General features: G+C 62.2%; 20 protein-coding genes and 2 pseudogenes. 17 read left to right on the top strand and 5 right to left on the bottom strand.

Annotated features, from left to right (window positions below):
- Window positions 1–161 precede the first annotated feature (161 nt).
- The 4 genes and pseudogenes from LDZ28_RS11330 to LDZ28_RS11320 all read left to right on the top strand — a co-directional run.
- Window positions 162–2456 carry an NADP-dependent malic enzyme gene (locus LDZ28_RS11330; protein ID WP_244826241.1) on the top strand — a complete coding sequence of 765 codons (2295 nt, stop codon included), beginning with the start codon at window positions 162–164 and terminating at the stop codon, window positions 2454–2456.
- Between the two features lie 455 nt (window positions 2457–2911).
- On the top strand, window positions 2912–3427 hold the full coding sequence (locus LDZ28_RS11325; RefSeq protein WP_370652137.1) for a ribonuclease: 516 nt from the start codon (window positions 2912–2914) through the stop codon (window positions 3425–3427).
- A gap of 15 nt (window positions 3428–3442) precedes the next feature.
- Window positions 3443–3550 (top strand): annotated as a pseudogene (locus LDZ28_RS32855) (barnase inhibitor); the annotation flags it as partial.
- Between the two features lie 69 nt (window positions 3551–3619).
- Window positions 3620–4015: pseudogene (locus LDZ28_RS11320) on the top strand (barstar family protein); the annotation flags it as partial.
- A 98-nt stretch (window positions 4016–4113) separates the two neighbouring features.
- Here LDZ28_RS11320 and LDZ28_RS11315 read toward each other — a convergent pair.
- Window positions 4114–4851, bottom strand: a complete 738-nt coding sequence (locus LDZ28_RS11315; RefSeq protein WP_244826238.1) for a 16S rRNA (uracil(1498)-N(3))-methyltransferase — start codon at window positions 4849–4851, stop codon at window positions 4114–4116.
- A gap of 64 nt (window positions 4852–4915) precedes the next feature.
- A complete protein-coding gene (locus LDZ28_RS11310; RefSeq protein WP_244826237.1) occupies window positions 4916–5329 on the bottom strand; it encodes a glyoxalase/bleomycin resistance/extradiol dioxygenase family protein in 414 nt (137 codons plus the stop codon).
- A 347-nt stretch (window positions 5330–5676) separates the two neighbouring features.
- Between LDZ28_RS11310 and tkt the strand changes: the two genes are divergently transcribed.
- On the top strand, window positions 5677–7728 hold the full coding sequence (gene tkt / locus LDZ28_RS11305; RefSeq protein WP_244826236.1) for a transketolase: 2052 nt from the start codon (window positions 5677–5679) through the stop codon (window positions 7726–7728).
- Between the two features lie 42 nt (window positions 7729–7770).
- Window positions 7771–8781, top strand: coding sequence for a type I glyceraldehyde-3-phosphate dehydrogenase (gene gap / locus LDZ28_RS11300; protein ID WP_244826235.1), 1011 nt, complete (start codon window positions 7771–7773; stop codon window positions 8779–8781).
- Window positions 8782–8970: 189 nt separating this feature from the next.
- On the opposite strand, the gene LDZ28_RS11295 is transcribed toward gap, so the two are convergent.
- Window positions 8971–9666: a FadR/GntR family transcriptional regulator gene (locus LDZ28_RS11295; RefSeq protein WP_244826234.1), complete on the bottom strand. Its 696-nt coding sequence runs from the start codon at window positions 9664–9666 to the stop codon at window positions 8971–8973.
- Between the two features lie 230 nt (window positions 9667–9896).
- Here LDZ28_RS11295 and LDZ28_RS11290 point away from each other — a divergent pair, with 230 nt between their 5' ends.
- Together LDZ28_RS11290 and alc are read left to right on the top strand one after the other, a co-directional pair.
- Complete coding sequence (locus LDZ28_RS11290) at window positions 9897–11216, top strand: C4-dicarboxylate transporter DctA (protein ID WP_244828113.1); 1320 nt, start codon at window positions 9897–9899, stop codon at window positions 11214–11216.
- Between the two features lie 41 nt (window positions 11217–11257).
- On the top strand, window positions 11258–12277 hold the full coding sequence (alc, locus tag LDZ28_RS11285; protein ID WP_244826233.1) for an allantoicase: 1020 nt from the start codon (window positions 11258–11260) through the stop codon (window positions 12275–12277).
- A 186-nt stretch (window positions 12278–12463) separates the two neighbouring features.
- On the opposite strand, the gene fur is transcribed toward alc, so the two are convergent.
- Entirely contained in the window at window positions 12464–12892 is a 429-nt protein-coding gene (fur, locus tag LDZ28_RS11280; RefSeq protein ID WP_244826232.1) for a ferric iron uptake transcriptional regulator, read from the bottom strand.
- Between the two features lie 231 nt (window positions 12893–13123).
- On the opposite strand from fur, the gene LDZ28_RS11275 reads away from it, so the two are divergent.
- The 9 genes from LDZ28_RS11275 to LDZ28_RS11235 all read left to right on the top strand — a co-directional run bounded on the left by LDZ28_RS11275 (window position 13124) and on the right by LDZ28_RS11235 (window position 22537).
- Window positions 13124–13915 carry an outer membrane protein assembly factor BamE gene (locus LDZ28_RS11275; RefSeq protein ID WP_244826231.1) on the top strand — a complete coding sequence of 264 codons (792 nt, stop codon included), beginning with the start codon at window positions 13124–13126 and terminating at the stop codon, window positions 13913–13915.
- Between the two features lie 102 nt (window positions 13916–14017).
- Window positions 14018–14815 (top strand): 4-hydroxy-tetrahydrodipicolinate reductase, encoded by a 798-nt coding sequence (dapB, locus tag LDZ28_RS11270; protein WP_244826230.1) that lies wholly within the window; start codon window positions 14018–14020, stop codon window positions 14813–14815.
- 5 nt (window positions 14816–14820) lie between these two features.
- Complete coding sequence (locus LDZ28_RS11265; RefSeq protein WP_244826229.1) at window positions 14821–15486, top strand: MotA/TolQ/ExbB proton channel family protein; 666 nt, start codon at window positions 14821–14823, stop codon at window positions 15484–15486.
- 14 nt (window positions 15487–15500) lie between these two features.
- Complete coding sequence (locus tag LDZ28_RS11260; RefSeq protein WP_244826228.1) at window positions 15501–15929, top strand: biopolymer transporter ExbD; 429 nt, start codon at window positions 15501–15503, stop codon at window positions 15927–15929.
- Between the two features lie 460 nt (window positions 15930–16389).
- Window positions 16390–18984 (top strand): leucine--tRNA ligase, encoded by a 2595-nt coding sequence (gene leuS / locus LDZ28_RS11255; RefSeq protein ID WP_244826227.1) that lies wholly within the window; start codon window positions 16390–16392, stop codon window positions 18982–18984.
- Window positions 18985–19037: 53 nt separating this feature from the next.
- Complete coding sequence (gene lptE / locus LDZ28_RS11250; RefSeq protein ID WP_244828112.1) at window positions 19038–19589, top strand: LPS assembly lipoprotein LptE; 552 nt, start codon at window positions 19038–19040, stop codon at window positions 19587–19589.
- A 22-nt stretch (window positions 19590–19611) separates the two neighbouring features.
- A complete protein-coding gene (gene holA, locus LDZ28_RS11245; protein WP_244826226.1) occupies window positions 19612–20712 on the top strand; it encodes a DNA polymerase III subunit delta in 1101 nt (366 codons plus the stop codon).
- A 127-nt stretch (window positions 20713–20839) separates the two neighbouring features.
- Window positions 20840–22111, top strand: a complete 1272-nt coding sequence (locus LDZ28_RS11240; RefSeq protein ID WP_244828111.1) for a glutamate-5-semialdehyde dehydrogenase — start codon at window positions 20840–20842, stop codon at window positions 22109–22111.
- A gap of 9 nt (window positions 22112–22120) precedes the next feature.
- Window positions 22121–22537, top strand: a complete 417-nt coding sequence (locus LDZ28_RS11235) for a CopD family protein (protein WP_244826225.1) — start codon at window positions 22121–22123, stop codon at window positions 22535–22537.
- A 13-nt stretch (window positions 22538–22550) separates the two neighbouring features.
- On the opposite strand, the gene LDZ28_RS11230 is transcribed toward LDZ28_RS11235, so the two are convergent.
- Complete coding sequence (locus tag LDZ28_RS11230; protein WP_244826224.1) at window positions 22551–24410, bottom strand: hypothetical protein; 1860 nt, start codon at window positions 24408–24410, stop codon at window positions 22551–22553.
- Window positions 24411–24442: the final 32 nt, after the last annotated feature.

Raw genomic sequence — 24442 nt, 5'->3', positions numbered from 1 at the left:
CCGGCCGATGCGCTGAAAGCCTTACTGCGCTTCAGGATCAGACCTTTTAAAGTCACGGCACTTGTAGCTGAATTGCATGGACTGCGGGCTAAAGCGCTACACGAATGGCGCTACAATGCGTTCGAACTTCCATTCTAATTCCCGCACTGCTAGCCCGCCTTATGACGACTGACGCCAATACCAAGCTTCGCGAAGCCGCGCTCGACTATCACGAGTTTCCGGTCCCCGGAAAGATCGCAATTGCGCCGACCAAGCAGATGATCAACCAGCGCGATCTCGCGCTGGCTTACTCGCCGGGCGTCGCGTTCGCGTGCGAGGCGATCGTTGAAAATCCGCTCAACGCCGCACGTTTCACCGCGCGCAGCAACCTCGTGGGCGTCGTGTCGAACGGCACGGCGGTACTGGGTCTCGGCAACATCGGTCCGCTCGCTTCCAAGCCGGTGATGGAAGGCAAGGCCGTGCTCTTCAAGAAGTTCGCGGGCATCGACGTGTTCGACATCGAGCTCAACGAAAGCGATCCGCACAAGCTCGTCGAAGTGGTCGCCGCGCTCGAACCGACGTTCGGCGGCATCAATCTGGAAGACATCAAGGCGCCGGATTGCTTCATCGTCGAGCGCGAGTGCCGCAAGCGCATGAAGATTCCCGTCTTCCACGACGATCAGCACGGCACGGCTATCGTGGTCGCGGCAGCCATCACCAACGGCCTGAAGGTGGTCGGCAAGGACATCGCCGAAGTGAAGCTCGTGGCGTCCGGCGCGGGCGCGGCGGCGCTGGCCTGTCTCACCTTGCTCGTCGATCTCGGCATGAAGATCGAGAACATCTTCGTCACGGACTTGGCCGGCGTGGTCTATAAAGGCCGCACCGAACTCATGGACCCGGACAAGGAACGCTTTGCTCGCGAGACCAGCGCGCGCACGCTCGCCGAAGTGATGGAAGGCGCGGACGTGTTCCTCGGCTTGTCGGCAGGCGGCGTGCTCAAGCAGGAAATGGTCAAGGGCATGGCCGCGAAGCCGCTCATTCTCGCGCTTGCCAATCCGACGCCGGAAATCCTGCCGGAACTCGCGCTCGAAGTGCGCCCCGATGCCGTGCTTGCCACCGGCCGCACGGACTACCCGAATCAGGTCAACAATGTTCTGTGCTTTCCGTTCATCTTCCGTGGCGCGCTCGATGCGGGCGCGACCACCATCACGAAGGAAATGGAAATCGCGGCGGTGAACGCAATCGCGGAACTGGCGCGTCAGGAACAAAGCGATATCGTCGCGACCGCGTACGGCATTCAGGACTTGTCGTTCGGCCCCGAGTATCTGATTCCGAAGCCTTTCGATCCGCGTCTCATCGTGAAGATTGCGCCAGCAGTGGCCAAGGCCGCGATGGACAGCGGCGTGGCGACGCGTCCTATCGAGGACATGGACGCCTACGAACAGCACTTGCAGCAGTTCGTCTACCACAGCGGCACGACCATGAAGCCCGTGTTCCAGCTCGCGCGCAGCGTGGAGCCGGAGAAGAAGCGCATCGTGTTCGCGGAAGGCGAGGAAGAGCGCGTGCTGCGCGCCGTGCAGATCGCCGTCGACGAAAAAATCGCCAAGCCGATTCTCATCGGCCGGCCGGCGGTCATCAGACAGCGCATCACGAAGTTCGGTCTGCGTCTCACGCCGGATGTCGACTTCACGATGGTCGACACCGATCACGACGAGCGCTACCGCGACTTCTGGCAGACGTACTACAAGATGATGGCGCGCAAGGGTATCAGCGAGCAGATGGCCAAGCTCGAGATGCGCCGCCGCACCACGCTCATCGGCGCGATGCTGGTGGAAAAGGGCGAAGCCGACGGCATGATCTGCGGTACGGTAAGCACGACGCATCGGCATTTGCACTTCATCGATCAGGTGATCGGCAAGAAGGAAGGCGCGAAGGTCTACGCGGCCATGAACGGCCTCGTGTTGCCGGGCCGCCAGATTTTCCTGGCCGACACGCACGTCAACGTCGACCCGACGCCCGAGCAGCTCGCGGAAATCACCATCATGGCGGCGGAAGAGGTGAAGCGTTTCGGCATCGTGCCGAAGATCGCGCTGCTGTCGCATTCGAACTTCGGCACGAGCAACGCGCCGACCGCGCAGAAGATGCGCGACGTGCTGGCTATCCTCAAGCAACGCGCGCCCGATCTCGACGTCGATGGCGAAATGCACGGCGACGTCGCGCTCGACTCACGTCTGCGCAAGGAAGTGCTGCCGGAATCGACGCTCGAAGGCGACGCCAATCTGCTGATCCTGCCTAACATCGACGCCGCGAACATCTCGTACAACCTGCTGAAGACCGCGGCGGGCAACAACATTGCCATCGGTCCGATGCTGCTCGGCGCGGCAAAACCGGTGCATGTGCTGACGGCATCGGCGACGGTGCGGCGTATCGTCAACATGACGGCGCTGCTCGTGGCCGACGCGACGGCTGCACGGTGAACGGATGAACTGAGCGTCTGCCGTACGACGACGTGCCAATTGAACGCGGCGGAATTTTCCGCCGCGTTTTTTTTTGGCAACAAAAAACGCGGGCGAAAAAAAAGCGTGCCGTGGGTCGTTGGCACGCTTCGAGGCAAGAGCAAAGGGGATTCACTCGCCCTCCAAGGGTCAAAAACAGAGCCTCGGCGGAGCGCCTGCCGTGAAGCCGACAAGTGAGGCGACTCGTCATATGGCTTCGCGGCTCTGCGGGACAAATTATTATCTCGTTCGAGATAAAAATCTCTCAGATTTGGGCTAAATATTGACTTGATTTTTTGCCAATCTCCATGCTTTTTGGCAATTTTAAGGAAGAATTGCCGATTTCTCGCGGAACGTTGCTTCCCCTTGTCATTAGCGATACCCTTGCATCTTTCATGGTCGTCGAATTCTGATAACGCGGGGACAACCGTTTCGTGATGCGTGCATGGGTTTCATCCATCGTCGCCTTGAGTCTCATTCTTGGCGGGTGTGGCAAGGACGAATCCCGTGGCGGCGCACCAGACGCGGCATCCGCGGGTCCCGCTGCCATTCAGGCAAGCGAGGCGCCGGGAACGCCCGCCGAATCGGCAGGGTCTCTTGGTCGGGGACCGGTGCGGGAACCCACGCAACGGTCTGCCGAATCCGGCCGGCCTGAGCGTGACGGGCTCGCCACCATCGGCATTGCGCAGTTGCCGAAGCAGGCAGTGGCGACATTGCGGCTGATCGAAGCGGGCGGCCCTTTCCCTTATCCAAAGGACGGAGTCGTGTTCGGCAATCGCGAGCGTGTGCTGCCGCGGCATCCGCGTGGTTATTACCACGAGTACACGGTGCCCACGCCGCGTTCGCGTGACCGGGGCGCCCGGCGAATCGTGTGTGGCGGGTCGAAGCGGCAGACCGGCGACTGCTACTACACGGACGACCATTACGCCAGTTTCAAACGCATTGCGGACTAACTAGGGATTAACGGCATGAGCGACAACATCTACGCGCACGACAACGGCGTCGCGAGTGATCTTTTCGCAACCGGCGATGGCAACCTGTTCCAGCGAGTATTGCGGCTACGCATGACAGAACACGACAACAGACCCGATGACGAGCCGAATCCGGTGCAGGCGCATTCTCAGGAACCGGCGGAGGAATCCGAGTCTCTTTTCGCGACGGTGCGGCCGAATATCGTGCAATCCATCCGCGCGTTCCGTGTTCAGGAACTTGCCGACGAAGCGAATCGACTCGAACAGCATTTTCTTTACGCGTATCTCGGGCAGGCGCAGAGCAAGCAGGAAATCCTGGAGACCATTGCAACGTCGTTCCTGTTTCCCAAGCACTTCGGCAAGAACTACGACGCGCTGTACGACTCGCTGACCGATCTCGTCCACAAGGCGGGCTCGCAACCGGGCTTCGTGATCGTGCTGGAGCAATTGCCGATTGCGCAGAAATTCGACAAGGAAGGGCGCGAGACGCTGCTCGACGTGTTCCGCGACGCGGCCGAGTTCTGGGCCGAACGGCGCGTGGCGTTCCGCGTGTTCTATTCGTTCGTGTGACGCGCTGAAGCGAGCGCTGCTCGCGCGACGTTTGAAATGAATCAGCCCGATGGGTCTTGCTCATCGGGCTGATTTTGTTTTGCGGGCTGTCGTCCCGTTCACCAGCCGCCCCAACGCGCGGCCAGTGCCGCCAGCACCGCGATTCCCGCCGTCTCCGTGCGCAACACGCGCGGTCCGAGACCGAGCGCGGAGAAACCCGCCGCCACAATCTCACTTTCTTCCAATGGCGAAAATCCCGCCTCCGGTCCAATCAGCAAAGTCACCGGTTCGCGCGGCGCTTTTGCGGGCAGCGTCGCGAACGTGAGTTCCGCGCGCGGCGAAAGCAGCAAGCGCAGCTCACCATCGGAGGCGGGCGGCAAGTCGGCGAGCCAGGCGTCGAGATCGCGCGGCGGCGCGACGTGCGGTACGCGATTGCGTCCGCATTGCTCGCAGGCGGCGCGCACGAGCGCTTGCCAGTGCGCCTGACGCTTGAGCGCACGCTCGCCCGCAAGCCGCACGACGCCGCGCTCGGTGGTCAGCGGCACGATATCCGCGACGCCCAACTCCACCGTTTTCTCGATCAGCCAGTCCATCTTGTCGCCGCCTGCGACGCCTTGCGCGAGTATCACGCGATACGGCGGCTCCGCGTCACGTTCGTCGTGTTCGTCGATCCGCGCGCTGGCCGCACGTTTCGCGATCTCGGTCAGCTCCGCGCGATACTCGCCGCCTTCGCCATCGAAGAGCGTGATGACATCGCCGGTCTGGAGGCGCAGGACGTGCACGTGGCGCACGACATCGTCGGGGAGGGGCAAGGTTTGGCCCACCGCGAGCGGGCCGTCAACGTAAAAGCGTGGCATAGGTAACGATCGCGGATGCAGAACCCGCGGATAGTGAAGTTGCCTTGAGAGAATGAAACAGCGCTTAGTTCAAATGCCGCGCAATCGCCCAGCGATAGCCGTCCGGATCTTCGATCTGCGCAAAGCGGTCGCCCCAGAACTGATCCTGTGGCTCGATGAGCGCTTTCGCGCCCACGGCGATGGCCTGCGCGAAGGTGGCATCCACGTCGTCCACATAAAGATAGAACGACTGCGGCGCCATGATGCCGGAGCTCTTCGGCGTGCGCGCCTGCGAGCCGTAAGCGCCCTCCGGCGCGAACATCACGATCAACTGGCCGCGATACGTCATCTCGACGTGGATGATGCTGCCATCGTCGTTCACGCTGTCGCGCACCGCGAAGCCGAGCGCCTTCTCGTAGAACCCGATGCTCACGCGCGCATCGCGCACGGTGAGATAGGGCGTCAACCAGGGCACGTCGGCCGGGCGTGGGTCTGTCATCGAAAGCACTCCTTCAAGCCTTGCTGCACGAATACGGTGAGGGACATTCTGCCACGAAGCCCGGCATGCCATCCGCAGGCGCCGGCGCTCGAAGCGAAGCAGCCGCTGCACGGAACGTGCCCGCCGCGATGGTCAGCGATGCGCGTCGAACGGCGATGCTTTGGCGCTTGCTCGCGGCCTGTCAATCGGACCGGTCTGTTAGAATGACGGCCTCCCGATCCTCGTCGTTTCTCGTCGTTCCGGTCCTGAAAACGTTGTGTGCCGCGGGTCCGGCGCGTAGCAGAATCACTGCGGATTATTTCAGGACCAGCCGGAAGCTCCCGAGCTTTCCAAGCACTCGACACGACATGACGACCCAGCCCTCCAGTCAGACCGCCCTCATGGCCAACGCGATCCGCGCGCTTGCCATGGATGCCGTTCAACAAGCCAACTCCGGTCACCCCGGCATGCCCATGGGCATGGCCGAAATCGGCGTCGCGCTGTGGTCGCGCCATCTGAAGCACAACCCCACGAATCCGCACTGGTTCGACCGCGACCGTTTCGTTTTGTCGAATGGTCACGGCTCCATGCTGCTGTATTCGCTGCTGCACCTGACCGGCTACGACCTGCCGATCGGTGAACTGAAGAACTTCCGCCAACTGCATTCGAAGACGCCGGGCCATCCGGAAGTGGGCATGACGCCGGGCGTCGAGACCACCACCGGGCCGCTCGGTCAGGGCGTCGGCAACGCGGTCGGCATGGCGCTCGCCGAAGCGTTGCTGGCGGCCGAGTTCAACAAGGCCGACGCGAAGATCGTCGATCACCATACGTATGTTTTCCTCGGCGACGGTTGCCTGATGGAAGGCATCTCGCACGAAGCCGCATCGCTCGCGGGCACGCTCAAGCTGAACAAGCTGATCGCGCTGTACGACGACAACGGCATCTCCATCGACGGTCACGTCGAACACTGGTTCCACGACGACACCCCGAAGCGTTTCGAAGCCTACGGCTGGAACGTGATCCGCGCGGTAGACGGCCATGACGTCGAAGCGGTCGATGCCGCCATCGCCACGGCGAAGAACTCGGACAAGCCCACGCTGATCTGCTGCCGCACCGTCATCGGCAAGGGTGCGCCGACGAAGGCAGGCGGTCACGACGCGCATGGCGCGCCGCTCGGCGACAAGGAAATCGCGGCGACGCGTGCGGGCCTCGGCTGGAATTACGAGCCGTTCGTGATTCCGCAGGAAGTCTATGCGGCGTGGGACGCGAAGGAACAAGGCACGCACGCCGAAGCCGAGTGGAACAAGGCGTTCGAGGCCTACCGCGCGAAGTACGGCAGCGAAGCGGTCGAATTCACGCGCCGCATGAAGGGCGAATTGCCGGCTGACTGGAAGGCGAGCGCGGCGAAGATCATCGAAGATGCGAACCAGCGCGCCGAAACGGTCGCTTCGCGCAAGGCATCGCAACAGACCATCGAAGGTCTGGCCGCTGCGTTGCCGGAACTGCTGGGCGGTTCAGCGGATCTTACGGGATCGAACCTCACGAACTGGAAAGCGTCGAAGCCCGTACGCGCCGCCGGCGACGCAGAAAACGCGAACCCCGGTCACGCGGGCATCCAGTGGGGCAACCACATCAATTACGGTGTGCGCGAATTCGGCATGAGCACGGCCATCAACGGTCTCGCGCTGCATGGCGGCTTCCGCCCGTTCGGCGGCACGTTTCTGACGTTTTCGGATTACAGTCGCAACGCGTTGCGCGTCGCGGCGCTGATGAAGTCGCGCTCCATCTTCGTGTTCACGCACGACTCCATCGGTCTCGGCGAAGATGGCCCGACGCATCAGTCGATCGAACACGTGTCGAGTCTGCGTCTGATTCCGCAACTGCAGACGTGGCGCCCGGCCGACACCGTGGAAACGGCGGTGGCCTGGACGCATGCAATCGAACATCAAGGTCCGTCCACGTTGATCTTCAGCCGGCAGAATCTGCAATTCTCGCCGCGCAACGACGTGCAGATCGCGAACATCGCGAAGGGCGGCTACGTGCTGCGCGACTGGAACGACGACATTCCGGCGCGCAAGATCATCCTCATCGCGACCGGCTCGGAAGTGCAGCTCGCGATGCAGGCGGTCGAGGCGCTGGCGAAGGACGGCATTGGCGCGCGCGTCGTCTCGATGCCCTGCACCAACGTGTTCGACAAGCAAGACGCCGAATACCACGAGCGCGTGTTGCCCAAGGGCGTGGCGCGCGTGGCGATCGAGGCGGGCGTGACGGATTTCTGGCGCAAGTACGTGGGCCTCGAAGGCGGCGTGGTCGGCATCGACACGTTCGGCGAATCCGCACCGGCGGGCGAGCTGTTCAAGCATTTCGGCTTCACGGTGGAACATGTCGTCGAGACGGCGAAGTCCGTGCTCGCGGCCTGAACCCGGCAGTCAACGGTTTTTTTAGCCATCAGGAGATTGACCATGACGATTCGCGTTGCAATCAACGGCTACGGCCGGATCGGCCGCAATACGCTGCGAGCTTTCTACGAAAACGGCAAGAAACACGACATCGAGATCGTCGCCATCAACGATCTCGGCGATGCCAAGACGAACGCGCATTTGACGCAGTACGACACGGCGCACGGCAAGTTCCCGGGCGAAGTGTCGGTGGACGGCGATTACCTCGTCGTCAACGGCGACAAGATTCGCGTGCTGGCCAACCGCAACCCGGCCGAACTGCCGTGGGGCGAGTTGAACGTCGACGTCGTGCTGGAATGCACGGGCTTTTTCACGACGAAGGAAAAAGCGAGCGCGCACATCAAGGGTGGCGCGAAGAAGGTCATCATCTCGGCGCCGGGTGGCAAGGACGTGGACGCGACCATCGTGTATGGCGTGAACCACCACGTGCTGAAGGCATCCGACACGGTCATCTCGAACGCGTCGTGCACGACGAACTGTCTCGCACCGCTCGTCAAGCCGCTGAACGACAAGATCGGTCTCGTGAACGGTCTGATGACCACCATCCACGCTTACACGAACGATCAGGTTTTGACCGACGTGTATCACGAAGACCTGCGTCGCGCGCGCTCGGCCACGCATAGCCAGATCCCGACGAAGACGGGCGCGGCTTCGGCGGTCGGTCTCGTGCTGCCGGAATTGAACGGCAAGCTGGACGGCTATGCTATTCGCGTGCCGACCATCAACGTGTCGGTGGTCGATCTGTCTTTCATCGCCGCACGTGATACGACGGTCGAGGAAGTCAACAAGATCATGAAGGAAGCAGCGGAAGGTTCGCTCAAGGGCATTCTCGGCTACAACGAGGCGCCGCTCGTGTCGATCGACTTCAATCACAACCCGGCTTCGTCGACGTTCGATGCAACGCTCACGAAGGTGTCGGGCCGTCTCGTGAAGGTGTCGAGCTGGTACGACAACGAGTGGGGCTTCTCGAACCGCATGCTGGACACGGCTGTAGCGCTCGCGAACGCGAAGTAAGCTTGCTGCACTAACTGACGTAAAAAAAGCCGCTCTTCGGAGCGGCTTTTCTTTTCCCGCGCGTGTTCCGGCTTACGCGAAATTGCTGCCGGCAATGCGACACGACGTAAGCCGCAGCCGCCGCAGCCGCGTTCGCCGATGCCGTGCCCCTGAGATCGATTCGACAGCGCATCGCTGGAAATGCCGGACCTACGCTCGGTGTGGCACCGGAAAATGCACGCCCGCGCGTTGCGCCGCGTTGACGATGTGCCGCTCTATTGCAATGCCGGCTTTCTCGCCGTCACGCGCCTTGAGTGCTTCGACGATCACCATGTGTTCGTTATAAGTCGAAAGCACGAGCTCGCGCCGATAGAACGGCAAGCGCTGGCTCTCTTTCATGATGTCGGCGCTGCCACGCAAGATGGACTCGATGGCCGCATTGCCCGCGAGACTCACGATACGCATATGGAATGCGAAGTCGAGTTGCGCGGCTTCCTCGAGTTCCGCCGCCATGAGCGCGCCTTGCAGCGCGTTCAGATTGTCATCGAGCCAGTCGATGTCGGCATCGCCGATGGAATGCGCCGCCAGCCGCGCGACGAATCCTTCGAGCGCGAAGCGCATCTGATACGTATCGGGCAACGACGCCTGATCGGCAAACCGCCAGCCATGCGCGCTCGACGCCTGCGCGCTGCTCACATACACACCCTTGCCGGGACGGATGTGCAGCATGCCGAGCGCTTCGAGCGTGGTCAGCGCCTCGCGCAACGAAGCACGGCTGATCGCCAGTTCCTCCGATAGTTGCCGCTGCGCGGGAAGCAAACTGCCCACGGGATACATGCTTGACTCGATACGCTCGCGAATGGTCGCGATGGCGGCATCGGTCACGGTATGCGGAACGTTTTTCATAGGAAGAATTGGGAATGGCCGGTCTGACCGCCATTGTATGCGCGCCTTTCGTACGCGTGTGCTCCGGTTCGAATCAAGCGATTCCATGCCAGAAGGCAACAGGGTAAACCGTTAGCACGCGTTGCTTGACGCGGTTATATCGGCTTTCTAATATGCCTCATCACATCACTGGTCCGACCAGTCGGAACAGTTGCCTGAAAATGAAACCCTTCAACGACAAGGAGAAGGTCGTGTCGAGATTCCTGAATTCGCTGTTCGGCAGGGTGATGATCGCGCTGGTCATCGGTATCGTGGTCGGCGCGCTTTTCCCGCACTTCGGCCAGTCGCTGCGGCCGCTCGGCGATGGCTTTCTCAAGCTCATCAAGATGGTGATCGGGCCAATCGTGTTTTGCGTCGTCGTCAGCGGCATGGCGAGCGCGGGCGATCTGAAGAAGGTCGGGCGCGTCGGTCTGAAAGCGGTGGTCTACTTCGAGATCATGACTACGCTGGCGCTCGTGATCGGCGCGATCCTCGCGTGGGTGACGCGTCCGGGCGTCGGCATGAATATCGACCTGCATACGCTCGACGCGTCGTCGCTCACGACCTACACGGAACACGCGAAGAGCCTCAAGGACACGGCGGGTTTTCTGCTGAAGATCATTCCCGATACCGCCATCGACGCCTTCGCCAAGGGCGACATCCTGCAAGTGCTGGTGTTTTCCGTGCTATTTGGCTCGGCGCTCTCGTTGCTCGGCGACAAGGCGAAGCGCGTGACCGGTCTGATCGACGAACTCTCGCACGTGTTCTTTCGCATCATGGCGTTCATCATCAAGCTGGCGCCGCTCGGCGTGCTCGGCGCGATTGCGTTCACGACCGGGCAGTACGGCGTCGAATCGTTGAAGCAACTCGGCCTGCTCGTGGCCGTGTTCTATGCAAGCTGCTTCCTCTTCGTGTTCGTCGTGCTCGCAGTGGTGATGCGCCTCGCGGGCTTCTCCATCTTCAAGCTCGTGCGCTATCTGCGCGAAGAATTGTCGATCGTGCTCGGCACTGCATCGTCCGATGCCGTACTGCCGCAGATCATGCGCAAGCTCGAATGGATGGGCATCAAGGACTCGACCGTCGGCCTCGTGATTCCGACCGGCTATTCGTTCAATCTCGACGGCTTCTCGATCTACCTCACGCTCGCGGTGATCTTCATCGCGCAGGCGACCAACACGCCGCTTTCGCTGCATGACCTGATCGTCGTGGTCCTCGTGTCGCTCGTGACTTCGAAGGGCGCGCACGGCATTCCCGGCTCGGCCATCGTGATCCTTGCGGCCACGCTGTCGGCCATTCCCGCGATTCCCGTGCTCGGTCTCGTGCTGATTCTGCCGGTCGACTGGTTCGTCGGCATTGCGCGAGCGGTGACGAATCTCATCGGCAATTGCGTGGCGACGGTGGTCGTGGCCGTGTGGGAGAACGACATCGACCGGGCGCGCGCCAGGCGTGTGCTCGACCAGGACGCGGATTATCGCTTCGTGCCGGCCGCGCCCGAAACCTCGCATGGGCATGAGAACGCGCACGCGATCTGATGCCGAAGCTGCGCTCGATCTTCAAATAAAAGGACATACGAATGGCAAACCCGATTCTCGATCCCGACGCGCCCGCCTTCACGCGCCGCTATATTAACCTCGCGGACCCGCGTCTCGGCGCGCAGGCGCTCTTCGCCACGGACGAATTCTTCGCGCCGAAGGAACGCATGCTGGAGCCGCAGCCGGCGGTGTTCATTCCCGGCAAATACGACCAACACGGCAAGTGGATGGACGGCTGGGAAACGCGCCGCAAGCGCACGACGGGCTATGACTTCTGCGTCGTCAAGCTCGCGCGCGCGGGCACGATTCACGGCATCGATATCGATACGAGTCATTTCACGGGCAACTTTCCGCCGGCCGCGTCGGTCGAGGCGTGCTACAGCCCGAACGCCGATCCAGCGAGCGCGCCCGAAGACGGCGACTGGCGCGAGATCGTGCCGGCGACGACCTTGCAGGGCAATCGTCATCACTATGTCGAGATCGCCGATACGCGCGCTTACACGCACTTGCGCGTGAACATTTACCCCGATGGCGGGATCGCGCGGCTACGTGTGTATGGTCAGCCGAAGACGGATTTTTCGCGCATCGAGCGCGGCACGCTGCTGGACCTCGCGGCTGTCGAGAACGGCGCGTATCTGGTCGCGGCGAACAATCAGCACTTCGGGCCAGCATCGCAAATGCTGATGCCGGGACGCGGCGTGAATATGGGCGATGGCTGGGAAACGCGTCGCCGTCGCGAGCCTGGCAACGACTGGGCGATCGTGGCGCTGGCCGCGCCTGGCGTGATCCGCGCGATCGAAGTCGATACCGCGCATTTCAAAGGCAATTTCCCGGATCGCTGCTCGCTGCAGGCGGCGCGTGTGGAGGGCGGCACGGATGAATCGCTCGTGACGCAAGCCATGTTCTGGCCTGTGCTGCTCGACGAGCAAAAACTCGCTATGGACAACGTGCATCGCTTCGAGAAGGAGCTCGCGAAGCTCGGGCCCGTGACGCACGTGCGCTTCAATATTTTTCCGGATGGCGGCGTGTCGCGGCTGCGCGTCTTCGGCGAAATTCAATGAAGACGCCGATGCTTGTCTTGCTCGCGCGCCGAGCATTCGCGTTCATCGATCAAGGTATGTGAAACGTAATTGCGAATCGTGCGCATACGCATCTCGCAAACCGTACAGGCGAAATGAAACCGCCGTCCATCGTTGCCGATGGGCGGCGGTTTTGCCTATTGCGCGCCGGGCACCCGGCGCATCCGCTCAATGCTTACGGTGCGGGCAGTTTTCTTTCGTGCAGGCGCCGTACAAAGCCAGCGCATGCTCGTGGAGCTTGAAGCCGCGCTCTTTCGCGATGGACTGCTGACGGCGTTCGATCTCGGCGTCGAAGAACTCTTCCACGCGGCCGCAGTCGATGCACACGAGGTGATCGTGATGCGAACCTTCGTTGAGTTCGAAGACGGCCTTGCCCGATTCGAAATTGCTCCGCGACAAAAGTCCGGCTTGCTCGAACTGCGTGAGCACGCGATAAACCGTGGCGAGACCGATATCCAGCTCTTCGGTGAGCAGGTTTCGATACACGTCTTCAGCGGTCAGATGGCGCACCGGACTGTGCTGGAAGATTTCGAGAATCTTGAGGCGGGGCAGGGTCGCCTTGAGCCCGATATTTTTGAGATCGGCGGGATTGGTCATGGCTAGGCATCCCTAGAGTACAATTTGAGGTTCTCATAGTAATGCGTTTTGACCGTTCCCGACATCATGAACAGAAATGACACGGATCGGTCCGCATGAGCACGTGACTGTCGCGTATTGGCTCACGTATTGGCTTGGATTGGCTTGGATTGGCGCGGCCTTCGAAAACGCCTCGCGCGAAAGGTTGAAATGTTCTCAAAAATTTTATCGAATTGCAGGGAGAGCCGTCGCATGCGGGGAACCATGATCGCTGCAACCGTGGCCGCATTGCTGGCCGGTTGCTCGACTTACGACAGCATCACGCAGAAGATCGCGCAGAGCATCACGCCGTATCGGATCACGGTCGTGCAAGGCAATTTCGTTTCGCAAGAAGCAGCAAGCCAGATGCAGGTCGGCATGTCGCGCGATCAGGTCAAGCAAATTCTCGGCACGCCGCTTCTCACCGACATGTTCCACGCGGATCGCTGGGACTACGTCTTTTACTTCAAGCGCGGTTCCACGTCGGTCGTGCAGCAGCGCGACTTCGTCGTGAACTTCGCGAGCGAGCGCGTGGTGAGCTGGTCGGGCGGCGAGAATCTGCCTTCGAACCTCGAACTGCTCGCGGAAATCGACGGCGACAAGGGCGTGAAGGTCGCGAAGGCCGCGGTGCCTCCCGCTTCCGCGCCGGTCGCGGCATCCACCGTGGCCGTGACCGCTCCGGCGGGCGAGCCTTCCACGCAGCCAAACGCAGCGGCGGCTTTTTCGGGCGACGCGAACCAGCAAGCGGCGCAGGCCGCGAATCGCGCGACCGCTCAGGTGGATACGCCAACGGGCCGTCAGCGCTCTTCGGCCTACAGCAGCGCGCCGCAAAGCGCGGGCGGTGCGCCGGGTTCGGCGGGCGCGGGCGGCAGCAACTCGCAGATCCAGTTGCAGCGCAAGCCGCAGCAAATCAACATTCCGGATAGCAGCGCGGTAGGCCCGGCGAGCACGTCGCCCACGCCTTCCAACGCCGGTAGTCAGACGCAGTTCTCCATGCCGCAGTAACGCGGCGCCGACGGGAACCGGCGCGCTCCTCGCGCGGTTCCCGTTGCTTCCAATCTGCATCATCCAGCGCGTGACCGTTGCGCGCTTCGACACGAGACAGCCATGAAGATCGCCATCGCCGGGGCATCGGGCCGCATGGGCCGGATGTTGATCGAAACCGTTCTCAACGATCCCGACGCGGAACTCGTCGGCGCCCTCGACCGGCCCGGCGTGCCGCAGCTCGGCCAGGACGCGGGCGCGTTTCTCGGCAAGACCACGGGCGTCCTGCTCACCGACGACATCGAACGCGTGTTCGCTGCCGCCGATTATCTGATCGACTTCACGCGCCCCGAGGGCACGCTCGCGCATCTCGAAGCCGCGCTGCGTTACAACGTGAAGATGGTGATCGGCACGACCGGTTTCTCCGATGAACAGAAGGCGCAATTGCGAGCCGCGGGCGCGAAGATCGGCGTCGTGTTCGCGCCGAACATGAGCGTTGGCGTGAACGTCACGCTCAAGCTGCTCGAATTCGCGGCGAAGCACTTCGCGGAGGGCTACGACATCGAAGTGATCGAGGCGCATCACCGGCACAAGGTGGATGCGCCCTCTGGCACCGCGCTCGCCATGGGCGAGGCAGTGGCCAAGGCGCTCGGCCGCGACCTCAAGGACTGCGCCGTCTACGCGCGCGAAGGCGTGACCGGCGAACGCGACCCATCGACCATCGGTTTCGCGACCATTCGCGGCGGCGATATCGTCGGGGATCACACGGTCATGTTCGCGGGCATCGGCGAGCGCGTCGAGATCACGCATAAATCGGCGAGCCGTCTGTCTTACGCGCAGGGCGCGCTGCGCGCGGTGAGGTTTCTCGCGAGCCACGACAAAGGCTTTTTCGACATGCAGGACGTCCTCGGGCTGCGCTGAGATTCATGGCGGCCACAGGCGTCATTCATTATCTTCAAAGCGGCGATGCGGTCACGCATGCGATTGCGGGCGTGCTCCTCGCCATGTCGTTCGCAAGCTGGTGTTTTCTGCTGGTAAAGGCGTGGGTGCTCACGCGCGCGAAGCGTCAGGGGCCGCGCGGGGTGCAGCGGTTCTGGCAGGCGGCGACGCTCAAGGACGGCATCGGCGCCTTGCGTGCAGTCGATCGCGAGCGCGTATATCTGCCGCTCGCCGAGGCTGCGTGGCGTGCATCGGAAGCCGAGATGCCGGGCGCGTTGCTCGCGCGCGTGGAACGCAGCGAACGCGTGCTGCGCGCGTTGCGGCAAGCGTTGCTGAATTCACAGCGGCGGCTGGAGTTCGGGCAGGTTCTGCTGGCGTCGGTGGGCAGCACGGCGCCGTTCGTCGGGCTGCTCGGGACCGTGTGGGGCATCTATCACGCGCTGACCAGCATTGCGGCGAGCGGACAGGCAATGATCGAAACCGTCGCCGGTCCGGTTGGCGAGGCGCTCATCATGACGGCCTTCGGGCTCGTCGTGGCCATTCCGGCGGTGCTCGCCTACAACGTGCTCGGGCGCTACGTGCGGCAGATTTCCGAGGAACTCGACGGCTTCGCGCACGATCTGCACACGTTCGTGTGCGGTGAAGGCAAGTAGGGGAGCGCGAGGCGATGGCGTTCGGCGGACTCGACAAAAAGCCCAATAACGCGCCAATGGCGGACATCAACATGACGCCGCTCATCGACGTCATGCTCGTTCTGCTCGTCATCTTTATCATCACCGCGCCGCTTTTCACGCATGCGATCCGGCTCGATCTGCCGAAAGTCGCGTCGCAGCCGGCGCGCGAGACGCCGCAGACCATCACGCTTTCCATCGACGATGCGGGCAAGCTCTACTGGAACGACGCGCCCATCAGCATGAACGACATGCGCGCGCGTTTCGCGGATGCCGCCAAGGCCGCGCAAAAGCCCGAAGTGCATTTGCGGGCGTCGAGCGCGACGCGCTACGAGGTCATCGCGCAGGTGATGGGCGCGGCGCAGCAGGCGGGGTTGGAGCGGATCGGGTTCGTTACGCAAGCGGTCGGGCAACCGGCGCGGTAGGCGCGTCTTTTTAGTTTTGCGGCGGTTGGCGGCGCCGGGCGGGATGCAACTTCAGCGTGCCGGTCAAACGTATTTTCCCGCTTCGTACACTTGAGCTTTGCAGCGACGGGAGACGCGAAGCGCGGCACAATTCCAATGCGCTCCTCGATCAAGCTTGCATTGCGCGTATGTCGCTCGATCGGCTTACTTGGCGGCGTTTGACTTCTCACCGGCGGGCGCTCGAAGCTTTGCATCGGCGCCAAGCACCTCGCCGCCTCCGCCAGAAAGCCCTGGACACGCATCTCGAAGCCTGCCGCCATCGCCTGAGCAAGTTGACACGACGGTATAATCGCCCTTTGCCCGTGCTTTGCGTTGCTCGTCAGCAGCAGGACGAAACACCGGGCGCAGCGCCAATCCAGACCGACACGCCGCAAAGCGCGTCCGAGGTCCGTTCCCAGCATTTGCGTAAAGCCACCACACCATGCACGATAAATACGTACCCGCCGACGTCGAATCCGCCGCGCAGAGCAACTGGCGCGCGAACGACGTCTACCGGACGACCGAGACGTCGGCCAAGCCCAAGTTCTATTGCGTCTCGATGCTGCCGTATCCGTCGGGCAAGCTGCACATGGGTCACGTGCGCAACTACACCATCAACGACGTGATGTACCGTTATCTGCGCATGAACGGTCACAACACGCTCATGCCGATGGGCTGGGACGCGTTCGGCATGCCCGCCGAGAACGCGGCCATGGCGAACAACGTGCCGCCGGCAAAGTGGACCTACGAAAACATCGCGTACATGAAGAAGCAGATGCAGTCGATGGGTCTCGCCATCGACTGGTCGCGCGAAGTCGCCACCTGCTCGCCCGAGTACTACAAGTGGAACCAGTGGCTGTTTCTCAAGATGCTGGAAAAGGGCATCGCGTACAAGAAAACCGGCACGGTGAACTGGGACCCGGTCGATCAAACCGTGCTCGCGAACGAGCAAGTCATCGACGGGCGCGGCTGGCGCTCGGGCGCGCTCGTCGAGAAGCGCGAAATTCCGATGTACTACCTGCGCATCACCGACTATGCGGACCAGTTGCTCGACGATCTCGAAGGCCTCGGCTGGCCCGAGCGCGTCAAGATCATGCAGCAGAACTGGATCGGCAAGAGCTTCGGCGTGAATTTCGGTTTCCCGTATGAGATCGATGGCGAGGCGAAGCTGCTGCGCGTGTTCACCACGCGCGCCGACACCATCATGGGCGTCACCTTCGCGGCGATCGCGGCGGAGCATCCGCTCGCCACGCGCCTTGCGCGCGACAACGCGGACTTGCAGGCGTTCATCGAGGAATGCAAGCGCGGCGGCGTGGCGGAAGCCGATGTCGCCACCATGGAAAAGAAGGGCATGCCCACCGGTTTCTTCGTCACGCATCCGCTGACGGGCGAACAGGTCGAAGTGTGGATCGGCAACTACGTGCTGATGTCCTACGGCGAAGGCGCGGTCATGGGCGTGCCCTCGCACGACGAGCGCGATTTCGCGTTCGCGAAGAAATACGGCTTGCCGATCAAGCAGGTCATCGCCGTCGAAGGCAAGACTTATTCGACCGATGCCTGGCAGGAATGGTATGGCGACAAAACCGCCGGGCGTCTCGTCGACAGCGGCAAGTACGACGGCATGACGACCGAGGAAGCCATCAACGCGATCGCCGCCGACTTGAAAGCGAAAGACTTCGGCGACAAGCAGATCACCTGGCGTCTGCGCGACTGGGGCATTTCGCGTCAGCGCTACTGGGGCACGCCGATTCCAATCATCCATTGCCCGAGTTGCGGCGACGTGCCGGTGCCGGAAAAAGACTTGCCGGTCGTGCTGCCGGAAGACCTCGTGCCGGACGGCACGGGCAATCCGCTCGCGAAGTCCGAAGCGTTCCTGAACTGCGCGTGCCCGAAATGCGGCGCGGCGGCGAAGCGCGAGACCGACACGATGGACACCTTCGTCGATTCTTCCTGGTACTTCTCGCGCTACAGCGCGCCGGACGCCAAGACCATGGTCGACGAACGCACCGATTACTGGATGCCGATGGACCAGTACATCGGCGGTATCGAGCACGCCATTCTGCACTTGCTGTACTCGCGCTTCTGGACCAAGGTCATGCGCGACATGGGCCTCGTGAAGTTCGGCGAGCCCGCGAAGAATCTGCTCACGCAGGGCATGGTGCTCAACGAGACGTTCTATCGCGAAGACGCGGCGGGCAAGAAGACCTGGTACAACCCGCTGGATGTCACCGTCACGCACGACGACAAGGGCCGTCCCACGGGCGCGACCTCGAACGCGGACGGTCAGCCGGTCGTGCTCGGCGGCGTCGAGAAGATGTCGAAGTCGAAGAACAACGGCGTGGACCCGCAGACGCTCATCGACCAATACGGTGCGGATACGGCGCGTCTTTTCGTTATGTTCGCCGCGCCGCCGGAGCAATCGCTCGAATGGTCGGGCGCGGGCGTGGAAGGCGCGAGCCGGTTCCTGCGCCGCGTGTGGCATTTCGGACACGACAACGCTGAAGCGCTGCGTCAGCACGCGAAGCTCGATGCATCGAAACTCAACGATGCCGATCGCGCGCTGCGCCGCGAAATCTATACGGTGCTCAAGCAAGCCGACTTCGACTACGGCCGCCTGCAGTACAACACGGTCGTTTCGGCCGCGATGAAGATGCTCAACGCGCTCGAAAGCGCGAAGCAGTCGAGCGACGGCGTGCTCAACGAAACCTTCAGCGTGCTGTTGCGCGTGCTGTATCCGGTGGTGCCGCACGTCACGTTTCAGTTGTGGTCGGAACTCGGTTACGCCGATAGCTTCGGTCCGCTGCTCGATGCGCCGTGGCCGAAGGTCGACGAAGCCGCGCTCGAACAATCGGAGATCGAACTCGTGTTGCAAGTCAACGGCAAGGTGCGTGGCGCGCTGACGGTCGCGAAAGACGCATCGCGCGAAGACATCGAAAAGGCCGCGATCGCGCACGAGATGTTCGAGAAGTTTGCCGAAGGGCGTGCGCCGAAGAAGGTCGTCGTGGTGCCGGGACGCCTCGTCAACGTGGTCGTCTGATGATGAGCGCCAAGGGAGTGGATGTGACCGGAAAACGAGTCGAGGCAACCGGCATGGGCAGGCGTTCGTTTCTGGCGCTGCTTGGCGGCGCGCTCGCCGTATCCGCGTGCGGCTTCCAATTGCGCGGACAGCAGGACTACGCGTTCAAGCGGCTCTCCATTTCGGGCGGCACGCCGCAAATGGTCGCGCGGCTCGAACGCATGGTGCAGGGCGGCAGCGATACGGTCATCGTCAAGGCAGGCGAGAAGCCGGACGCTACTTTGTCGCTGTCCGAGGGCACGGGCATGGGCACGCTGAGTCTGAATTCGCAGGGCGTGGTGCAGGAATACGAGCTCGATTTCCGGCTGACGTATTCGCTGCTCGGCGCCGACGGCACGTTGCTGATTCCGCCTAGCGTCATCGCGCTGAATCGCGCAATGACCTACAGCGACCAGTACACGCTCGCGAAATCGCAGGAAGCGACGCTGCTCTACAACGACATGCGTAACGACGCCGTCGATCAGTTGACGCGCCGGCTTGCCGTCGTGCGTTCGCTGCATCCGGCGCCGAGCGAGCAGACGCCGGGCATCGCGCCACGCGCGCCGTTGCCGACGCCGCCGCTTTGATCGCGCGCGCTCATCGACCATCATGCAGTTGAAGCTCGACGCGCTCGAAGCGCACCTCGCGAAAGGTCCGAAGGGTCTGTACGTCGTTTATGGCGACGAGCACCTGCTCGCGCAGGAAGCGTGCGACCGCATCCGAGCCGCGGCGCGCGCGGCGGGTTTCACGGACCGAACGGTGTTTACCGTCGAGCGCGGTTTCGACTGGAGCGGGTTGATCGGCGCGACGCAGTCGATGTCGCTCTTCGGCGACCGGCAACTGATCGAATTGCGCATCCCCACGGGCAAGCCGGGCAAGGAAGGCGCGGAAGCGTTGAAGACGCTCGCCGCCGCCAATAACCCCGACATCCTCGCGCTCGTCACCTTGCCGCGTCTCGATGGCGCGACGCAGAAGTCCGCGTGGTTCACGGCGCTGATCGGCGCGGGCGTCGCGCTGAAAATCGATCCAGTGGAACGCGCGCAACTGCCCATGTGGGTCGGTCAGCGGCTTTCGTTGCAAGGCCAGCGTGTGGCGCCAGGCGAAGAAGGGCGGCGAGCGCTTCTGTTCATCGCCGAACGCGTGGAGGGCAATCTGCTCGCGGCGCATCAGGAAATCCAGAAGCTCGGGCTGTTGTATCCGCAAGGCGTATTGAGTTTCGAGCAGATTCACGATGCCGTGCTGAACGTCGCGCGCTACGACGTCTTCAAGCTCAACGAGGCCATGTTGACCGGCGATATCGGCCGGCTCGCGCGCATGCTCGACGGTCTGAAGGGCGAAGGCGAAGCCGCCGTGCTCGTGCTGTGGGCGCTGGTCGAAGAGGTGCGTACGCTGCTGCGTATCAAGCGCGGCGTGGCATCGGGCAAACCGCTCGCCACGCTCATGCGCGAGAACCGCGTCTGGGGTCCGCGCGAACGGTTGATCGGCCCGGCGCTTTCGCGCGTGACCGAGGAAGCGCTGGAGAAGGCGCTTTCGCTGGCGGCGCGGCTGGATCGGCAGGTGAAGGGGCTGTCCGGGAGCGCGGGCAAGCGCGGCAGCGAACCGCCGCCCGATCCCTGGGCCGGCATGTTCGAGCTAGCCATGGCTGTCGCGCATTCCAGCAAGGCCGCGCATGCCGTCGCCGTTGCGCCACCGGCGCGAGTTCGTCGCTAGACGCTTGAGCGGGCGCTGTTGCAATACGCTTAACCGCTTAGAATGATTTTTTCAGCGCTCGCCGTTGTTCGGGCGGAGCGCGATATCCAGACATTGCGGATGCCTGCGGCCCGCAAAGAGACACATGATGAACATCGATCACTACATGGCCGACCTTGGCCGGCGCGCGCGCAAGGCGTCGCGTGCCATGGCGCGGGCATCGACGGCGGCCAGGAACGCGGCGCTGCATGCGGTGGCGCTCGCTATTGCCGAGGAACGCGAAGCACTCAAAGCGGCGAATGCCCGCGATCTCGCCCGCGCGCGCGAGAAGGGTCACGACGCGGCGTTCATCGACCGTCTGACGCTGTCGGACAAGGCGCTCGACACGATGGTCGAAGGCTTGCGACAGGTCGCGGCGCTGGCCGATCCCATCGGTGAAATCAGCGGGCTCAAGTATCGGCCGAGCGGCATTCAGGTCGGGCAGATGCGCGTGCCGCTGGGCGTGATCGGCATCATTTATGAATCGCGGCCGAACGTGACGATCGACGCAGCCGCTCTGTGCCTCAAGTCGGGCAACGCCACCATTTTGCGCGGCGGTTCCGAGGCGCTGGAATGCAACACGGCGCTTGCAAAGCTCATCGCCAAGGGCCTCGAAACGGCCGGCTTGCCGCAAGATGCGGTGCAGGTCGTCGAGACGGCGGATCGCGCGGCGGTCGGCAAGCTCATCACCATGACGGAGTTCGTCGACGTGATCGTGCCGCGCGGCGGCAAGAGCCTCATCGCGCGGCTCATGGAAGAAGCGCGCGTGCCCATGATCAAGCATCTCGACGGCATCTGCCACGTTTATGTCGATGACCGCGCGGATCTCGCCAAGGCCGCGGTGATCTGCGACAACGCGAAGACGCACCGCTACGGCACCTGCAACACGATGGAAACGCTGCTCGTCGGGCGAGGCATCGCGCATGAGGCACTGCCGGCGCTCGCGCGCGCGTTTCAGGCAAAGGATGTCGAACTGCGTGTGGACGGACTTGCGCGCGCGGTGCTCGAAGCGGCGAACGTGGGTTCGCTCGTCGATGCCACCGAGGTCGACTGGACCACGGAATACCTCGCGCCGGTTCTGGCGATCAAGGTCGTCGAGGACCTCGATGAAGCGATCGAGCACATCAACATCTACGGCTCGCATCATACGGATGCCATCGTCACCGAAGACCACGACCGCGCCATGCGCTTTTTGCGCGAGGTCGATTCGGCGAGCGTGATGGTCAACGCATCGACCCGTTTCGCCGATGGCTTCGAATTCGGTCTCGGCGCGGAAATCGGCATCTCGAACGACAAGCTGCACGCGCGCGGACCTGTCGGGCTGGAGGGGCTGACGTCACTAAAATACGTCGTGCTCGGGCGCGGCGAAGTGCGTCAGTAAGGTTACGCGATGCTCTGGATCAAATCGCTGCATATCGTGCTGGTCGCGTCGTGGTTCGCCGGGCTTTTCTATCTGCCGCGCATTTTCGTGAATCTCGCGATGGAAAAGGACGCGGCTGCAACCGCTCGCTTGCTGCTCATGGCGCGCAAGCTGTTTCGCTTCATGACGTTCATCGCGGTGCCCGCCCTGGCGTGCGGGCTTTGGTTGTGGCTCGTGGTAGGCATTGGCGCGGGGCAGGGCTGGCTGCATGCGAAGCTCACCGTCGTTGCGCTGATCATCGTTTATCACGCTTATTGCGGGCGCTTGCTGCACACGTTTCAACGTGGCGAGAATAAGCGGTCGGACAAGTGGTATCGGATGTTCAATGAATTGCCGGTGCTGGGTCTTTTAGGCGCGACGTTGCTTGTCGTGGTCAAGCCTTTTTAGCTGCTTGCCATTTTCACGCGTCGCGCTGTTCAAGTAGCGCTAGCGCCATTTCGCCGAATACTTCCGGCCGTCCCTCGAAGAAGCGTTGCACGACTTTCGTTTCAAGCATCCACGCGCGTAGCGCTTCTCTCTCATCCCGGTTATTCGCCAACCGGACAGCAGCCTCAACGTAGTCGTCCACAGTCGTTGCGACCATCCATTCCGGCATCGACGCGCGTGCGAACATCGCGCCGTCGATATGCTCGAACACTTCCGGTCCCGTTTTGCAGATACCGGGCAAGCCGACGGTGAAGGCATCCACGATTCCGTTTGTGTTGCCGAAGGGAAAGGGGCTCAGGAACATGTCCATGTTGGCGAGCTGTTCGGCGTATTCATCGTAGGGCAAGAAACCGTGGATCGTGAATGAGCCAAAAGGAAGATACTCGCTCAGCACGCGATTCAGGTGCATCAAGGTGAACACCTTGCTGCCGCTCACAATGAAATGCAGATGCACATGCGGCCCTGCCCGCTGCACGATTGCCCTGCAGGCAGTGAAGAAGGACGGATTGAACTTCATCGGCGTCGCGGCGATGGCAATGTCAGTGTGGTTCTTGCCAACCGGCGTGCGGGCCGGAACCGCGCTCAATAAACTTGATGCGATATAAGGCTGTCCGTCCTTCGGCAGCCGCATGAGTTTTTCGCTGAAGCAAGCCGGGTCGCCGACATAATCATCTTCGACACTGGCGTAGTCGATGCAGTCCGAATGCGTCGTCGCCGGGTGCCCGAGCGCCGCAATTTGCAGCGGCGCGACGCGGATGTTTGACAAGAAAATGGTCAGAACCGACATGCCCACGCTCGGCATGTACAGCACGCTTGGGTGCTCCGTTTGCGCGAAGTCGCGAATGAGGCGGACTTGGTCGAGCACGTTGGCGCCTTCCGGGAGATCGATAGTTCGATCGAATACCCGACGACCCGCATCGTCGATAGAGCGAGGTGCGCAGAACGCGACTGTTTCGAAGCAACGTCTTGCCGCAGCGAGCGTTGCGGAATGCGTTCGCACGATCGAATGCCCGCTGTTGAAACTTTCCGCGACGACCAGCATGAGCGGAGGTGCGTTCCGTTCGCGCTCGGGTGGTGGCTTGGTCGTATCGAGATCGGTCAGCCCGAAATTCGCAAGACCCAGGCGCACGAGACCGTTGATGCCTTGTTTCACGGCATGTCGGTTTCCCTCGGTGTAAGTGCAATGCATATACAGCGCCCAGAGACTCGTCAGATCGAGCGGCGGCGACTCATTCAGTTTGTCGATCGAGCCGGTCAGCCATTCGAGCAAGCGGATGCGTCGTGCACACGCAACCGCGCTGCCGCCGAATTGTTCTCCTCCGATACCGATGGCAAGACTCAACGCCGAAGCGCGGTCGGCGTTCCAAAGTTGCGCGATATCGAGGTCGATGCGTGATTCCGGGCTGTACAGAATGCTCAGGCGTCGAGCGGTGTCGGCAGAAAGAGTGGATGCGTCGGCGTTGCTTTGACGACGAGCAAGCAACTCACGCACGAAATGGTCGGTATGACCGGGCGACGTGGCAGCCGCGATGCTCCAGATGAGCGAACGCTGCGCTTGCAACGATTGCAAACGAACGTCGGTCCAGGTGAATCGCGGATTCACGAGCATGCTTCCTAAAGCATGACAAACGCGGCTGGCGAAATGCTCGTCCGACTCGGATCTATTGGCGAACGCTCGGGCGTCGCCGTGGGACATGAGGTCGGCCAGATTCATATACGGAAATCTTGCCAACCGTTCCGAGAACTTGCCGAACAGGGCGAGAGCTTCATCGAAGTCTTCGCCATTGATACAGGACTCGAAACGTTCAAGTGAAAATACGCCGCTGGTTTCCATTTGCTCTACTGATCACTTAATCGCTGAAGCTC

This window comes from Caballeronia sp. TF1N1 (assembly GCF_022878925.1).
GTDB lineage: Bacteria > Pseudomonadota > Gammaproteobacteria > Burkholderiales > Burkholderiaceae > Caballeronia.
The sequence above is the reverse complement of the archived record's forward strand: the minus strand, read 5'-3'. Positions and strand labels throughout refer to the sequence as shown.

Bases quoted from the DNA above. Each gene is read 5' to 3' on its own strand.
- LDZ28_RS11310 (WP_244826237.1), bottom strand. From the start codon at position 5,329: ATGACAGACCCACGCCCGGCCGACGTGCCCTGGTTGACGCCCTATCTC.
- holA (WP_244826226.1), top strand. From the start codon at position 19,612: ATGCAGTTGAAGCTCGACGCGCTCGAAGCGCACCTCGCGAAAGGTCCG.
- LDZ28_RS11240 (WP_244828111.1), top strand. From the start codon at position 20,840: ATGAACATCGATCACTACATGGCCGACCTTGGCCGGCGCGCGCGCAAG.
- LDZ28_RS11330 (WP_244826241.1), top strand. From the start codon at position 162: ATGACGACTGACGCCAATACCAAGCTTCGCGAAGCCGCGCTCGACTAT.
- LDZ28_RS11325 (WP_370652137.1), top strand. From the start codon at position 2,912: ATGCGTGCATGGGTTTCATCCATCGTCGCCTTGAGTCTCATTCTTGGC.
- LDZ28_RS11275 (WP_244826231.1), top strand. From the start codon at position 13,124: ATGCGGGGAACCATGATCGCTGCAACCGTGGCCGCATTGCTGGCCGGT.
- dapB (WP_244826230.1), top strand. From the start codon at position 14,018: ATGAAGATCGCCATCGCCGGGGCATCGGGCCGCATGGGCCGGATGTTG.
- LDZ28_RS11315 (WP_244826238.1), bottom strand. From the start codon at position 4,851: ATGCCACGCTTTTACGTTGACGGCCCGCTCGCGGTGGGCCAAACCTTG.
- LDZ28_RS11265 (WP_244826229.1), top strand. From the start codon at position 14,821: ATGGCGGCCACAGGCGTCATTCATTATCTTCAAAGCGGCGATGCGGTC.
- gap (WP_244826235.1), top strand. From the start codon at position 7,771: ATGACGATTCGCGTTGCAATCAACGGCTACGGCCGGATCGGCCGCAAT.
- leuS (WP_244826227.1), top strand. From the start codon at position 16,390: ATGCACGATAAATACGTACCCGCCGACGTCGAATCCGCCGCGCAGAGC.
- LDZ28_RS11260 (WP_244826228.1), top strand. From the start codon at position 15,501: ATGGCGTTCGGCGGACTCGACAAAAAGCCCAATAACGCGCCAATGGCG.
- lptE (WP_244828112.1), top strand. From the start codon at position 19,038: ATGGGCAGGCGTTCGTTTCTGGCGCTGCTTGGCGGCGCGCTCGCCGTA.
- LDZ28_RS11230 (WP_244826224.1), bottom strand. From the start codon at position 24,410: ATGGAAACCAGCGGCGTATTTTCACTTGAACGTTTCGAGTCCTGTATC.
- tkt (WP_244826236.1), top strand. From the start codon at position 5,677: ATGACGACCCAGCCCTCCAGTCAGACCGCCCTCATGGCCAACGCGATC.
- LDZ28_RS11235 (WP_244826225.1), top strand. From the start codon at position 22,121: ATGCTCTGGATCAAATCGCTGCATATCGTGCTGGTCGCGTCGTGGTTC.
- alc (WP_244826233.1), top strand. From the start codon at position 11,258: ATGGCAAACCCGATTCTCGATCCCGACGCGCCCGCCTTCACGCGCCGC.
- LDZ28_RS11295 (WP_244826234.1), bottom strand. From the start codon at position 9,666: ATGAAAAACGTTCCGCATACCGTGACCGATGCCGCCATCGCGACCATT.
- fur (WP_244826232.1), bottom strand. From the start codon at position 12,892: ATGACCAATCCCGCCGATCTCAAAAATATCGGGCTCAAGGCGACCCTG.